Here is a 12,390-nt window from a genome sequence, read left to right as displayed (position 1 = left end):
TGGCCCCTGGAGTCCCCGGCACCTCTCCCGGCATATCTCTCGGCACCTGAACGCGGTTGAGGGCGACTTCGGGCGAGGGGCCGTGTCAAAATCCGCCCTCAACCGCGTTCAGGCGTGCGAAATCCGCCCCTGCCCGCATTCAGGTGCCGAGAGGGTCGCCCTCAACCGCGTTCAGGTGCGGAAGGCGTTCCGGAAGGAGGGGGGGCGACGGGAGAAGGGGGCGTCCGGCCGGGGTGTCAGCGCGGGGGTGCCGAGAGGTACGCCGCCCCCGCCTGCGTGGGGACGTAGCGCTGCCCCTGCTTCACGGCAAAGCCCGCCTTGGCGAGCCACGAGAGGGTGCGCGACCACGTGGGGGCCGACGACCCGTAGAGTTCCGCGAGCTCGGAGGCGCCGCCGGAGCCCGCGGCCACCAGGTGCTGGAGGGCCTGGAGCTGCCGGCTGTTGAGGGGCTCCGACATCGGCTGCGCGGGTGCGGGCGCCGTCTGGGCCGGCAGTCCGGGCGTGGGCGCCCCCGGGTATGCGCTCAGGTACGGCGCCGGGTAGACCGGGGCGGCGGGTGACGGGTATGGGGCGGGGTATCCGGCCGGGTAAGCAGCGGGTTGCCCGTAGGCCGGGGCCGTGGGGGCTGCCGGGTACGGCGATCCGTAGGGCTGCGGGGCGCCGTAGGGGGCCGCGGCCGCCGGGGGCTGCGTCATGGGCACCGGGTTGCCCGTGGGCGCCCCGGCCTGCGCCGCGTAGGGGGCCGCGGGGGCCTGTACCGGCCACACGTCCCCCTCGGCCGCCAGGGAGATGGTGACCACGCAGCCGCCCTGGATGTTGTCCTCGATGGTGAGGGAGCCGCCCTTGTCCTCCATGTACTGGGAGGCGTAGGGCAGGCCCGAGCCCACGCCGCGGATGTAGCGCTTCATCTCCTCCGTGGCGCTCGACGTGCCGTACTCCAGGGCCAGGCGCTTGTCGGCGATGCCGGGCCCCTGGTCGGAGAAGCGGATCGTGTCTCCCCCGTCGAGGATGGAGACCGTGGGGGCGGTGAAGTAGGCGTGGACGAGGTTCTCCACGCACTCGCGGATGACGGTGAACGGGATGGACCCGCCCTGCTCCTTGGCGAGGCGGTTGACCGTCGCGGTGACCTCCTCGAGGTACGTGCGCACGTCGGAGGGCTCCACCACGACCACGCGGGGCGCCGCCGCGGCGTCGTCGTAGACGGCCACGCGCGTCGGGCTGCGGACCTCCATGGCCCCCTCGGGCGCTTGGGGCGCCCCTTCGGGCCCGTTCTCGACGAACGGATAGAACGAATCGGCCATGGAGGTCTCGCTTTCGACAGTATTTCGTCGGGTGTTGAAATCTTGCGGTGGATTTCTTTCGTTGCGGAAGTCGTGTTTTCAACAAGGGGTGAAATGCTGTTGAAAACCGTGAATCCCGGTGCAATGGACCGCGCAAACCCATAGTATCCGATGGCGTTTTTTCATGGACCGCGAACGGTTTCTTTCACCGTGCGGAACACGATGCATGATTGCGCGGGGACGGTGGGCATACGCCGTCGCCCCCGTTCACGTGGTCTTTGTGTGACAATTGACAGTTCGTGAAGGTGGCTCCTACAATCGTGGAGCTTGTGCTGCAACCAACCGCAGCTAGAACGCAGTATCCAGGAGGGTTTCCCAATGAAGCGTACGTACCAGCCCAATAAGCGGAAGCGCGCCAAGTGCCACGGCTTCCGTTCCCGCATGGCCACTTCCGCCGGTCGTAAGGTGCTCGCCCGCCGTCGTGCCAAGGGCCGCAAGCGCCTCACCGTGTCCAAGACCCGCCCCCGCTAAGGCCTCCTCTCCGTGAGAACGCTCAAGTCGGCCAAGGCCTTTGAGCGCGTCTTCAAGAAGGGGCGCCGCGGCCGATCGCCGTTCGTCCGCGTGTCGGTGCTGGCGTGTGAGGGGCCGGAGCAGCCGAGCGTCGCGTTCGTGGCGCCCAAGCGGCTCGGTAACGCGGTCTATCGCAATCGCTGCAAACGCGTCTTGAGAGAGGCAGCCCGCGCGAGCGGGCTGCCTCTGCTTGGCTATGACGTCATTCTCTTTGCGACGGACCGCACCCACGACGCCTCCCCCGAGGAGCTTCGGCGGGGCCTTCGTTCCGCCCTCGCCAAGGCAGGTGTGGGGGCGCTCCGTGGAGATGAATAGGCGGAGTATTGCGACGCGAATACTGCTGAAGATATTCTTGGGCTACCAGCGTTACATCTCTCCCCTGCTCCCGGCGTGCTGCATCTACCGACCGACGTGCTCCCAGTACGCCGTCGAGGCCGTGCGACGCTACGGGGCCCTCAAGGGCGGGTGGCTGGCCGTGCGACGCATCTGCCGGTGCCACCCCTTCCACAAGGGTGGCTACGACCCGGTTCCCTGACCGCAACTATCTAAGGAATTACACCTATGTGGGAATGGTTCATCGGCTTTCTGACCCAGGTCCTGGCCGGTATCGCCGGCTTCTGCGGCGACTGGGGTCTCGCCATCATCCTGCTCACGTTCATCATCCGTATCCTGCTGACGCCGCTCACCATCAAGTCGACCCGCTCGTCGGCCCAGATGCAGGTGCTGCAGCCCCGCATGATGGAGATCCAGGAGCGCTACGCTGACGACCCCGTCCGCCAGCAGGAGGAGCTCCGCAAGATCTACTCCGAGCACAAGTTCAACCCCCTCGGCGGCTGCCTGCCCCTGTTCCTGCAGATGCCGGTCTTCTTCGCACTCTTCACGGTGCTCAAGAACGTGCCGTCCGGCGCGCACTTCTACAACATTCTCCCCGCCCTCGACGGCTCCTGCGCGGGTGTGCTCGCCTCCGGTGGCATCGGCGCGGCTTGGGTGTACATCCTGCTCGATGTGCTCTTCGGCGCCCTGACCTTCCTGCCCATGTACCTCAACACCCGCAACTCCGCGGCCGGGCAGCAGCAGTCCCAGACGCTCGTCATGGGCGTGGTCATGGCCGGCATGATGATGTGGTTCGGCTGGACCGTGCCCGTCGGCGTGGTGCTCTACTACAACACCTCCGCTGCGTGGGGTGTCATCCAGCAGCTCTTCATCACCAACCGCATCATGGAGAAGTTCAAGAAGGAAGAGGAGGAGCGCCTGGCCAACGCCCCCGTTCAGGTGAACGTGGTGCGCAAGGAGAAGGCCCCCCGCCCCCGCAAGAAGTCCTAGACAGAGTCGAAGTCGTCTGAACGAGGCACGGGCAGAGCACCGTGCCTCGTTTTGTATCAATGGAAGGAGATCCCATGGACCCCCAGGAAATCATGGACACCGAGGGCGAGGCCCTGGAGGAGGCCCTCGATGCTGCCGTCGACTTCGAGGCGGTCAAGGCCCACTTTGTGGAGAACGGCTCCATCGACGACGCGGAGGTCGACGCCGTGGCCGACCTCTCCGTGAGCTACCTGCGTCAGCTCCTGGCCTGCTTCGGCGAGCACGATGTGGTGATCGACGAGTATGAGGGCGACGAGGGTGAGCTCATCCTCGATGTCTCCCAGGGTGACCTCGCCATCCTCATTGGCCGCCACGGTCGCACCCTGGAGGCGCTCCAGCAGATCCTCTCGTCCCTCGTGAACAGGCAGCTGGGCTTCCATTACCCCGTGGTCGTGGACATCGAGGGGTACCGCGAGCGCCGTCGCCGCAAGGTCCGCGATATGGCCCGCCGTGCCGCGGACCGCGCCAAGCGCTCCGACAAGCCCGTGTCCCTCTCCCCCATGAGTGCCTACGAGCGTCGCCTCGTGCACATCGCGCTCCGCGACGACCCCGAGGTCTCCACGCATTCCGAGGGCGAGGACCCCGACCGGTACGTGGTGGTGGAGCCCGTCGACGACATCGATAGATAATTTGGTGCATACTTGGGTCAGCCCGCGTCTTTAAAGGAGAGCCCGCATTCCGGTGCGGGCTCTCCTCTTTCTATGGCAAGGTGGGGCCGGTGCGGCGGGTTCGTCCGTGCCAGATTTCGGTGGTTCGTCGGTTCTTGGCAGGGAGCGTGCATCATGGAGAAGGACACTGTCGGCGGCGTGGGCCGGGCTATGCTCGACCGCAGGCTGGGCGAGTTGCTTGCTTCCCAAGGCGTCGCCTGCACGGAGGGCCAGAGGACGCTCCTCCTCGACCACCTTGACCTGGTGCTCGAGAAGAACAAGGTCATGAACCTCACCCGCATTACCTCCCCCGAGGACGCCCTGGTGCTCCACATCCTGGATTCCCTGCTGTTGGAGGAGGAGGTCGCCAAGACCGACGGCCCGGTCCTGGATATCGGGACCGGTGCCGGCTACCCAGGGATTCCTCTGGCCGTCATGGAGGACCGCCCCTTCGTCCTGATGGACTCGGTGGGCAAGAAGGCCCGTGCCGTGGCCGAGTTCACCGACGCCATGGGGCTCGGCGCCGTGGGGACGACGCGGGAGCGGGCCGAGAGCTATGCGGTCGACCATAGGGGCGAGTTCGGTGCCGTGGTTGCCCGAGCCGTCGCCCCCCTGGGGGTGTTGGTGGAGTACGCCCAGCCGCTCCTGTCCAAGGGCGGCCGCCTCGTTGTGTCGAAGGGGCGACTCTCTGACGAGGAGCTCGGTTCTGGGCAGAAGACGGCGGAGAAGGTCGGTATGAGGCTCGTTTCACGTGAAACACTCAGCCTTCCCGAGGGCATGGGGCACCGGGAGATCGTTGTCTACGAAAAGGACGGCCGCTCCTCCATAAAGCTCCCTCGTCCCGTCGGAGAGGCAAAGAACAAGCCCCTTGCCTGAGTGGGCCATCGCTCTCCCACTGGGCTCGGCAGCCTGTTTCACGTGAAACATAGCTCAGGGACGCTGGGAGGCCATTCGGCCGGCGTGCAACCGCCTGCCATTTGTTACACGTGAAACATCGTGGGCGTCGCTGTCGCCGTAGCTTCCTGTTTCACGTGGAATGTCAGGGCACCTGCCGTCTGTATACTTGCCGTAGTGAAGCGTTGGAGTCGCGGTAGACAGGAGGAACGGTGCCGTATACGGAGGAAGATTGCAGCGGCCAGGAGCACTCGCCTGTGGTCTTGGCCATCATCAACCAGAAGGGCGGTGTGGGTAAGTCCACCACCGCCGTCAACCTCTCTGCAGCCCTCGGAGAGGCGGGAAAGAAAGTCCTCGTCGTGGACCTGGACCCACAGGGCAACACCACGAGCGGTTACGGTATCGAGAAGGAGGACCTGACCAGTGACGTGTACGACGCGCTGCTCCAAGACCGTCCCATGGATGAGGCCATCGTGGGCACCGTCGAGGAGAACGTCTCCATCGTGCCCGCCACCATCCAGCTGGCCGGTGCCGAGATTGAGCTTGTGAGCCGTATGGCCCGCGAGTCCATCCTCAAGAACGCCCTCGAGGACGTGAAGGACAGCTATGACTACGTCTTCATCGACTGCCCGCCGTCCCTGGGCCTGCTCACGCTGAACGCCCTTACGGCCGCCGACGGCCTGCTCATCCCTATCCAGTGCGAGTACTATGCGCTGGAGGGCGTCACCAAGCTCATGGAGACCACCTCCATGGTCCAGAAGAGCCTGAACCCGGCCCTCGACATCTTCGGTGTCCTGATGACCATGTACGACAAGCGCACCACGCTCTCCAACCAGGTCGTGGCCGAGGTCCGTCGCTTCTTTGGCGACCGGGTCTTTGAGACGGTGATCCCGCGCAGCGTCAAGCTAAGCGAGGCGCCGTCCTACGGTCTTCCCATCACCCAGTACAACCCCACCAACAAGGGTGCCGTCGCATACACAGCCCTTGCCCAGGAGGTGATCGACCGTGGCTAAGAAGACGGGTCTGGGAAAGGGCCTCAACGCCCTCATGGCCGAGTCGTCGGCCGAGGTGGGCAAGGAGACCGAGGCCACCCTTCCCATCTCCAAGGTCAAGCCCAACCCGGACCAACCCCGCCAAAACTTTGACGAGGAGGCCCTGGAGCAGCTGGCCGACTCTATCAGGCAGCACGGCGTGCTCCAGCCCATCCTCGTGCGCAAGGTGGGACGCGAGTACCAGATCATCGCCGGCGAGCGCCGCTACCAGGCGTCGAAGCTGGCGGGCCTCACCGAGGTCCCCGTGCTCGTGCGCGAGGTAGACGACGACGCGGTCTTCTCCCTCGCCCTCATCGAGAACCTCCAGCGCAGCGACCTCGATCCCATCGAGGAGGCCCGGGGCTACCGGCAGCTCATCGAGTCCCAGGGCCTCACCCAAGAGGGGTTGGCGAAGATCCTCTCCAAGTCGAGGCCGGCCATCGCAAACGCCCTCCGTCTACTGGACCTCCCTGACGAGGTGCAGGTACTCCTCTGCGAGCGCCTGCTCACCCCGGGCCACGCCCGGGCCATCCTCGCTGTGCCGAGCGAGGAAGGGCGAATCAAGCTCGCCCGCAAGGTCGTGGAGGAGAATCTGTCGGTGCGTCAGACAGAAACCCTCGCACCGTTGTTTTCTGGCACGGAATCACCCAAGCCGATCCGGCCCCCTGCGCCCCAGGCCTTCAAACGTGCGGCCCGACGCCTGCGCATGGCCCTCGACACCACCGTCAGGGTGAAGCAGAGCCGGGGAAAGAACCGCATCGAGATTGAGTTCAAGGACGAGGAGGACCTCAAGCGCCTCATGGGGCTCCTCGCCGCCAACGGAGAGGATGGTGCCCATGCGTAGGTCCCTTGGGATGTTCGTGGTGACCGGTGTGGTTGTGGGCGGGGCCGTGGCCGCCTTCATGGTGCTGCTGACCCCGCAGGCCCGGGGAAACCTGACCTCGACGGCCAAGCGGGTCGTGGAGGTGGGCCGTTCCATGGCCGAGCGCTTCTCCGGCGACCCCGGTGCCGCCCGGGACGCCGCTCGCCTCGAGGCCAACCGGGCCTGGATCGAGCGGCAGTGGGAGGAGGCCGGCTACTAGCCCCCTGGCCCCTCCCCACCGGCCGTCACGGCAACGACGTGCAGCGAACGGTCCTCCCCGCCGCATCGGCTGGGAGGCCCGTTCTCCTTTGGACCGCTCTGTCCCGTGCGTCCTAGCGCAGGCGCTGCTTCAGCTGCCCGCAGGCGGCGTCGATGTCGGTTCCTCGGCTGCGGCGCACGGTGGTCTCCACACCCACGCCCTCGAGCACCTTCACAAAGCGGTCGATGCGCTCCTCGGACGAGGGCTTGAGCTTGGAGCCGGAGTGCTCATTGAAGGGGATGAGGTTCACGTGGCAGAGGGTGCCGCGGCAGAAGTCGACGAGGGCGTCCAGGTGCGGCTCGTCGTCGTTGACGCCGGCGATCATGGCGTACTCGTAGGTGGGGCGACGGTGGGTCTTCTCGGTGTAGTCCTTCATGACGTCGTGAAGGCGCTTGAGGCTGTGCTTCCTCACGCCCGGCATGAGGAGGTTGCGGGTCTCGGGCACGGCGGAGTGCAGCGAGAGGGCCAGGCCGAACTGCTCGGGCTCGGAGGCGAAGCGGCGGATCTGCGGGACCACGCCGCAGGTGGACACCGTGATGTGGCGGGCGCCGATCCCCAGGCCGTCCTCGCTGTTCATGAGCCGCATGGCGGCGAGGGTCTCGTCGTAGTTGTTGAAGGGCTCGCCCTGGCCCATGAGCACCACGGAGGTCACGCGCTGGCCGAAGTCCTGCCCCACGTGGGCGGCCTGGGCGTAGATCTCGTCGGCCGTGAGGTTGCGGGTGAACCCGGCCTCCCCGGTGGCGCAGAACCGGCAGCCCATGCGGCAGCCGGCCTGGGTGGACACGCAGACGGCGAGGCGGTCGCCGTTGGGCATGCCCACGCACTCCACCGACACGCCGTCGTCGAAGGCCAACAGGTACTTGCGGGAACCGTCCAGGGATTCCTGGCGCGCGACCTCGGTCACGCCGCCGAGCGTGGCCACATCGGCCAGCTGGGCGCGGAGGGCCTTGGAGAGGTTGGTCATCTCGTCGAAGGAGCGCACGTTCTTGTGGCGTACCCAGTCCTCCACCTGCTTGGCGCGGAAGGAGGGCTGGCCGATGGACTCCATGAAGGCCACGAGCTGGTCGTGGTCCATGGCGGTGAGGTCGGCCTTGGGGCCGCGCCTCGCGGGGGTGGCGTTCTGTTCCGCGTTCTCGCGGCTGGGGCTTGTGGGCTGGGTTTTCTCGGGCATTCTGGCACCTGATCCTATGGGAGAGGGTGGGTGGAGTATCCTCGACTCCGGTACCTGCGTACCGTCCCAGTCTACCCGTTCATGCAAGCCCGATCGGAGCCCCTATGAGCAGCAACGACGTCACCAGATCCCATGTGTGCCTCCTGTGGGGCGGTTGGGCCGACGAGCGCGACGTGAGCCACAGCTCCGCCGTCGCCGTGCAGGGCGCCCTCGCCGAGGCGGGGTTCGAGTCCGTTGACCTGGTGGACGCGGCCGACCCCGAGTTGGGTGTCAGGCTTTCCACCGGTGCCTACGACGTGGCCTTCATCGCCATGCACGGCAAGTACGGCGAGGACGGCTGCATCCAGGGCATGCTCGAGGTGCTGCATATCCCCTACACCTTCTCCGGCGTGGTGGCGAGCGCCACGGCTGCCGACAAGGACCTCGCCAAGCTCGTGTACCGCGACGCGGGCATCCCCTGCCCCGCTGGCATCTGCGTGGCGCGCGGTGAGGAGGTCGACACCGAGGCCGTGGTGGCCCGGTTGGGACTCCCCCTCTTCGTTAAGCCGGTGCTCAACGGCTCCAGCTACGGCGTCACCCGCGTGACCGAGATCTGCCAGCTGGCGGACGCCATCGCGGTCGCCCACGAGTCATCCGACCGCGCCCTCGTCGAGGAGTGCGTCACCGGCACCGAGATCACCGTGCCGGTCATCGGCAACGGCGAGCCCGAGGCCCTGCAGATCGTGGAGATCGTCACCGGCGCCGAGTTCTACGACCTCAAGGCCAAGTACGAGCCCAGCGAGCTGCACCACGTGATCCCCGCGCGCCTGGACCCCGCGGCCTACGTGCGCGCCCAGGAGCTCGCGGTGGCCGCCCACAAGGCCCTCGGCTGCTCCGGCTGCTCCCGCAGCGACTTCATCGTCACCGACGCCGGCGAGCCCGTGCTGCTCGAGACCAACACCATCCCCGGCATGACCGAGCGTTCCCTCCTGCCCGACAGCGCACAGCGCTCCGGCATCCCCTTCCCCGAGCTGTGCCGCCGCTTCGTGGAATGGGCCTTGGAGGAGGGCGCGGGTCGTCTCTAACGTCCCTCCGCCGTCAAAAGGAGCCCCGTGAGCACCACTTCCGAGCCCCGCACCGTCGACGACCTGCTCATGGCGGGCACGCCGATGGCCGTCGCCGACCTGTACCGGTCCCTCGCCGACAGGGCGGCCGACCCTGCTTGCGACTTCGGACCCATCGAGGAGGACGTCGTCGTCCTCGACACCGAGACCACTGGCCTGTCGTTCAAGGACTGCGAGCTCATCGAGGTCGCGGCGGCTCGTCTGAGCGGACGGGAGGTGGTGGACCGCTTCGAGTCGTACGTGAGGCCCTCCAGGCCCATCCCGCCCGAGATCGAGGAGCTCACCGGCATCACCAACGCCATGGTGGTGGATGCCCCGGGTGCCGAGGAGGTCGTGGCCAGGCTCGCCGACTTCGTGGGCGGCTGCCCCGTCATCGCGCACAACGCCACGTTCGACCGCACGTTCGTGGAGAAGGTCCGCGGCGGCTCCGAGGTCTCGGACCTCTGGATCGACTCCCTCGCCCTCTCCCGCATCGCCCTCCCCCGTCTCTCCAGCCACAGGCTCCAGGATCTCGCCCGCGTGTTCGGCTGCCCATCGGTGTCCCACCGGGCCATGGACGATGTCGAGGCCCTCGCCGGCATGTGGCGCGTCATCCTCTGCGGCCTCGCGGCGCTTCCGCCCGGCCTCGCGGGCCAGCTGGCCTCCATGCACCCGGAGGTCGACTGGCCCTACCGGCCGCTCTTTGCCTATATCGCCGGCGAGGAGGGCACGCAGGTGCCCTTCTCCCTGGTGCAGGTGCGCCGCGACCTCGTGCGTGCCCAGCGGATGCAGGTGAAGGTGGACGCCAAGGACCGTCTCTGCGACCCGGTGACGGTGCCGAGGGGCGAGCTCGAGGCGGCATTTTGCGAGGACGGCGTCGTGGGGTCGTTCTACGAGGAGTTCGAGCCCCGGCCCGCGCAGAAGGCCATGGCGCAGGCGGTCAACGAGGCGCTGGCCACGTCCACCGACCTCGTGGTGGAGGTGGGTACCGGCGTGGGCAAGTCCATGGCCTACCTGCTGCCGCTCGCGCTTTTCGCCAAGGAGAACGGCGTGACCTGCGGTGTCGCCACCAAGACCAACGCCCTCACCGACCAGCTGGTCTCCCGCGAGCTCCCGCTCCTAGATGAGAACCTGCCCGGCGGCCTGCAATATATAAGTCTTAAGGGATACGACCACTACCCGTGCCTGCGCAAGGTCGAGGGGGCCATGCTGCAGGACCTCCCGGTGGACCAGGTGAACGCAGCCGGGAGGTCCCGGAACACCGTGGAGTCCGACATGCTCACGGCCGTGGCCGTGACGCTCTCCGCCGCCTGCCAGACCCCCGAGGGCGACCTCGACTCCCTGGGCATCCGTTGGCGCAACGTGCCGCGGCAGATGATGACCACCACCCCCGAGGAGTGCCTGCACAACCGCTGCCCGTTCTTTGCCGAGGGATGCCTGCTCCACGGTGCCCGCCGCAGGGCCGCCTCGGCGGACATCGTGGTGACCAACCACTCCCTGCTGCTCACCAACGTTGCGGCGGACCAGCGCATCCTCCCCCCTATCCGCCACTGGATGGTGGACGAGGCCCACGGGTTCGACGCCGAGGCCCGGCGCCAGTGGGCCCTCGCCGTGGCCGCCCCTGACGCCCGCAGGGCCTTTGAGACCCTGGGCGGCGTGCGCTCCGGCGCCATCCACAAGCTCATGGTCCAGGCCGCGTCCAGCGAGGCCGGCACGCCGGTGGAGCGGGTCCTCACCAAGGGCTCCGCGTCGCTTGCGCGGGCCATGACGTTCTCGGCCGACTTCTTCGACGACCTCGTGCTGGTGGCCCAAGGCTGCGGGCGTCGCGGCGGCTACGACACCGTCACCCTGTGGATCGATGACAAGGTGCGGGCCACGGCCGAATGGGCGCAGCTTGCGGAGAGCGGCCGCGCCTTCGAGGCGGCGCTGGAGGAGGCCGTGAGGTTCCTCCAGGAGGCTCAGGCCCTCGCCTTTGAGGGCGTCCGGGACGCCTCCACCGAGATGGGGGACCCCCTGCGCACTCTCGGCAACCTGCGTCTGGCCCTCAAGACCGTGCTCGACGGCACCGACGATTCCTTCGTCTACTACCTCGAGGCCTCGTTTGCCAAGAATCGCCGGGGTGAGGAGCGTCTGGTGGCCGAGAAGCTCGACGTGGGCGCCGAGCTGGCGAGCCGCTGGTACCCGGAGACCAAGACCGTGGGGTACTGCTCGGCCACGCTGGCCGTGGGGCAGGACTTCGGTCACTTCGAGCACGCCGTGGGCCTGGACTGCCTCGGCCCTGGGGCGTCGCGGAGTCTGACCATCCCCTCCAGCTACGACTTCGACCGCAACATGGCCGTCGTGGTGGCCTCCGACCTGCCGGACCCCTACTCCCGCGACTACCTTCCAGCCATGGCGGACGCCCTCGTGGCCATCCATGAGGCGATGGGCGGCTCCGTGCTCACGCTCTTCACCAACCGCCGCGACATGGAGCAGCTCCACTCCATGGTCTCCCCCCGTCTGCGTGAGGCTGGCTTGGAGCTCGTGCAGCAGACGAGGGACGCCAACGTTCGTCGCCTGCGTGAGAAGTTCGTGGGAGACGAGCTGCTTTCACTCTTCGCACTGAAGTCGTTCTGGGAGGGCTTCGACGCCGCCGGCGACACCCTGCGGTGCGTGGTCATCCCCAAGCTGCCCTTCGCCAACCCCAACGACCCCTTGGTGAAGGAACGCGAGGCTCGGGATCCCCGCGCCTGGTGGCACCACTCCCTGCCCGAAGCCGTGCTCGCCGTGAAGCAGGCGGCAGGAAGGCTCATCCGCTCCAGCCGCGACAAAGGAGTGCTGGTACTCCTGGACAGCCGTCTCACCACAAAGCGCTACGGGCGTACGTTCGTCAACTCGCTCCCCAGCTCCAACGTCACCCGTTTGGGTCGGGACAACCTCAGGGGCTTCATCGAACTTTGGAGACGCAGTCACGAGAGCTGAAGCCATATATGACATTGATACATGATATTGTTTAAGAGACGGAACGTTTTAGAACGTTCCGTCTCTTTGTATCCTATGATATTGCCAGTTGGTGATGGTCGTTACATGTGTTGTTGTAACTCTGTTATGGGTTACATGTATTAGTTACCTATATTAAAACATATCATTTATAGCTCTCGATAACAGGTTCCGTCATGGAGGTACGGCATCTTCTGTCATGTCTCACGGATCCGTAAACCGATGTGTACCAAGGGGTGTACGCCGTCACACT

13 protein-coding genes are annotated in these 12,390 nt (G+C 66.7%); 11 read left to right on the top strand and 2 right to left on the bottom strand.

The window, feature by feature from the left end:
- Positions 1-236: 236 nt before the first annotated feature.
- Positions 237-1,301, bottom strand: coding sequence for an ATP-binding protein (locus OR600_RS09210; protein ID WP_265591055.1), 1,065 nt, complete (start codon positions 1,299-1,301; stop codon positions 237-239).
- Positions 1,302-1,658: 357 nt separating this feature from the next.
- Here OR600_RS09210 and rpmH point away from each other — a divergent pair, with 357 nt between their 5' ends.
- The 9 genes from rpmH to OR600_RS09165 all read left to right on the top strand — a co-directional run bounded on the left by rpmH (position 1,659) and on the right by OR600_RS09165 (position 6,866).
- A complete protein-coding gene (gene rpmH, locus OR600_RS09205; protein WP_135977869.1) occupies positions 1,659-1,811 on the top strand; it encodes a 50S ribosomal protein L34 in 153 nt (50 codons plus the stop codon).
- Positions 1,812-1,823: 12 nt separating this feature from the next.
- Positions 1,824-2,165 (top strand): ribonuclease P protein component, encoded by a 342-nt coding sequence (rnpA, locus tag OR600_RS09200; protein ID WP_135977868.1) that lies wholly within the window; start codon positions 1,824-1,826, stop codon positions 2,163-2,165.
- A complete protein-coding gene (gene yidD, locus OR600_RS09195; protein WP_135978054.1) occupies positions 2,158-2,385 on the top strand; it encodes a membrane protein insertion efficiency factor YidD in 228 nt (75 codons plus the stop codon). Before rnpA ends, yidD begins: the two co-directional genes overlap by 8 nt.
- Before the next feature lie 26 nt (positions 2,386-2,411).
- Complete coding sequence (locus OR600_RS09190; RefSeq protein WP_135977867.1) at positions 2,412-3,173, top strand: YidC/Oxa1 family membrane protein insertase; 762 nt, start codon at positions 2,412-2,414, stop codon at positions 3,171-3,173.
- 74 nt (positions 3,174-3,247) lie between these two features.
- Positions 3,248-3,841 carry a Jag family protein gene (locus OR600_RS09185; RefSeq protein WP_239654469.1) on the top strand — a complete coding sequence of 198 codons (594 nt, stop codon included), beginning with the start codon at positions 3,248-3,250 and terminating at the stop codon, positions 3,839-3,841.
- 153 nt (positions 3,842-3,994) lie between these two features.
- Positions 3,995-4,735 (top strand): 16S rRNA (guanine(527)-N(7))-methyltransferase RsmG, encoded by a 741-nt coding sequence (gene rsmG, locus OR600_RS09180; protein WP_168354015.1) that lies wholly within the window; start codon positions 3,995-3,997, stop codon positions 4,733-4,735.
- A gap of 230 nt (positions 4,736-4,965) precedes the next feature.
- Complete coding sequence (locus OR600_RS09175; protein WP_135977864.1) at positions 4,966-5,766, top strand: ParA family protein; 801 nt, start codon at positions 4,966-4,968, stop codon at positions 5,764-5,766.
- Positions 5,767-5,800: 34 nt separating this feature from the next.
- Complete coding sequence (locus OR600_RS09170; RefSeq protein ID WP_265591068.1) at positions 5,801-6,628, top strand: ParB/RepB/Spo0J family partition protein; 828 nt, start codon at positions 5,801-5,803, stop codon at positions 6,626-6,628.
- The gene (locus OR600_RS09165) at positions 6,621-6,866 is read left to right on the top strand and encodes a hypothetical protein (RefSeq protein WP_135977863.1); all 246 of its coding nucleotides are present in this window, start codon (positions 6,621-6,623) and stop codon (positions 6,864-6,866) included. Before OR600_RS09170 ends, OR600_RS09165 begins: the two co-directional genes overlap by 8 nt.
- Positions 6,867-6,978: 112 nt before the next feature.
- Here the strand turns inward: OR600_RS09165 and rlmN are convergent, their stop codons facing one another.
- Entirely contained in the window at positions 6,979-8,076 is a 1,098-nt protein-coding gene (gene rlmN / locus OR600_RS09160; protein WP_135977862.1) for a dual-specificity RNA methyltransferase RlmN, read from the bottom strand.
- A gap of 104 nt (positions 8,077-8,180) precedes the next feature.
- On the opposite strand from rlmN, the gene OR600_RS09155 reads away from it, so the two are divergent.
- Together OR600_RS09155 and OR600_RS09150 are read left to right on the top strand one after the other, a co-directional pair.
- Positions 8,181-9,140 (top strand): D-alanine--D-alanine ligase family protein, encoded by a 960-nt coding sequence (locus tag OR600_RS09155; protein ID WP_135977861.1) that lies wholly within the window; start codon positions 8,181-8,183, stop codon positions 9,138-9,140.
- A gap of 27 nt (positions 9,141-9,167) precedes the next feature.
- Positions 9,168-12,119, top strand: coding sequence for a helicase C-terminal domain-containing protein (locus OR600_RS09150; protein ID WP_309295244.1), 2,952 nt, complete (start codon positions 9,168-9,170; stop codon positions 12,117-12,119).
- Positions 12,120-12,390 lie beyond the last annotated feature (271 nt).

The organism is Granulimonas faecalis, from assembly GCF_022834715.1.
In the GTDB taxonomy this organism is placed as follows: domain Bacteria; phylum Actinomycetota; class Coriobacteriia; order Coriobacteriales; family Atopobiaceae; genus Granulimonas; species Granulimonas faecalis.
The sequence above is the reverse complement of the archived record's forward strand: the minus strand, read 5'-3'. Positions and strand labels throughout refer to the sequence as shown.

Excerpts from the sequence above, each read along its gene's own strand:
- OR600_RS09210 (WP_265591055.1), bottom strand. The coding sequence starts at position 1,301 with ATGGCCGATTCGTTCTATCCGTTCGTCGAGAACGGGCCCGAAGGGGCG.
- rpmH (WP_135977869.1), top strand. The coding sequence starts at position 1,659 with ATGAAGCGTACGTACCAGCCCAATAAGCGGAAGCGCGCCAAGTGCCAC.
- yidD (WP_135978054.1), top strand. The coding sequence starts at position 2,158 with ATGAATAGGCGGAGTATTGCGACGCGAATACTGCTGAAGATATTCTTG.
- OR600_RS09190 (WP_135977867.1), top strand. The coding sequence starts at position 2,412 with ATGTGGGAATGGTTCATCGGCTTTCTGACCCAGGTCCTGGCCGGTATC.
- OR600_RS09185 (WP_239654469.1), top strand. The coding sequence starts at position 3,248 with ATGGACCCCCAGGAAATCATGGACACCGAGGGCGAGGCCCTGGAGGAG.
- rsmG (WP_168354015.1), top strand. The coding sequence starts at position 3,995 with ATGGAGAAGGACACTGTCGGCGGCGTGGGCCGGGCTATGCTCGACCGC.
- OR600_RS09170 (WP_265591068.1), top strand. The coding sequence starts at position 5,801 with ATGGCCGAGTCGTCGGCCGAGGTGGGCAAGGAGACCGAGGCCACCCTT.
- OR600_RS09165 (WP_135977863.1), top strand. The coding sequence starts at position 6,621 with ATGCGTAGGTCCCTTGGGATGTTCGTGGTGACCGGTGTGGTTGTGGGC.
- rlmN (WP_135977862.1), bottom strand. The coding sequence starts at position 8,076 with ATGCCCGAGAAAACCCAGCCCACAAGCCCCAGCCGCGAGAACGCGGAA.
- OR600_RS09155 (WP_135977861.1), top strand. The coding sequence starts at position 8,181 with ATGAGCAGCAACGACGTCACCAGATCCCATGTGTGCCTCCTGTGGGGC.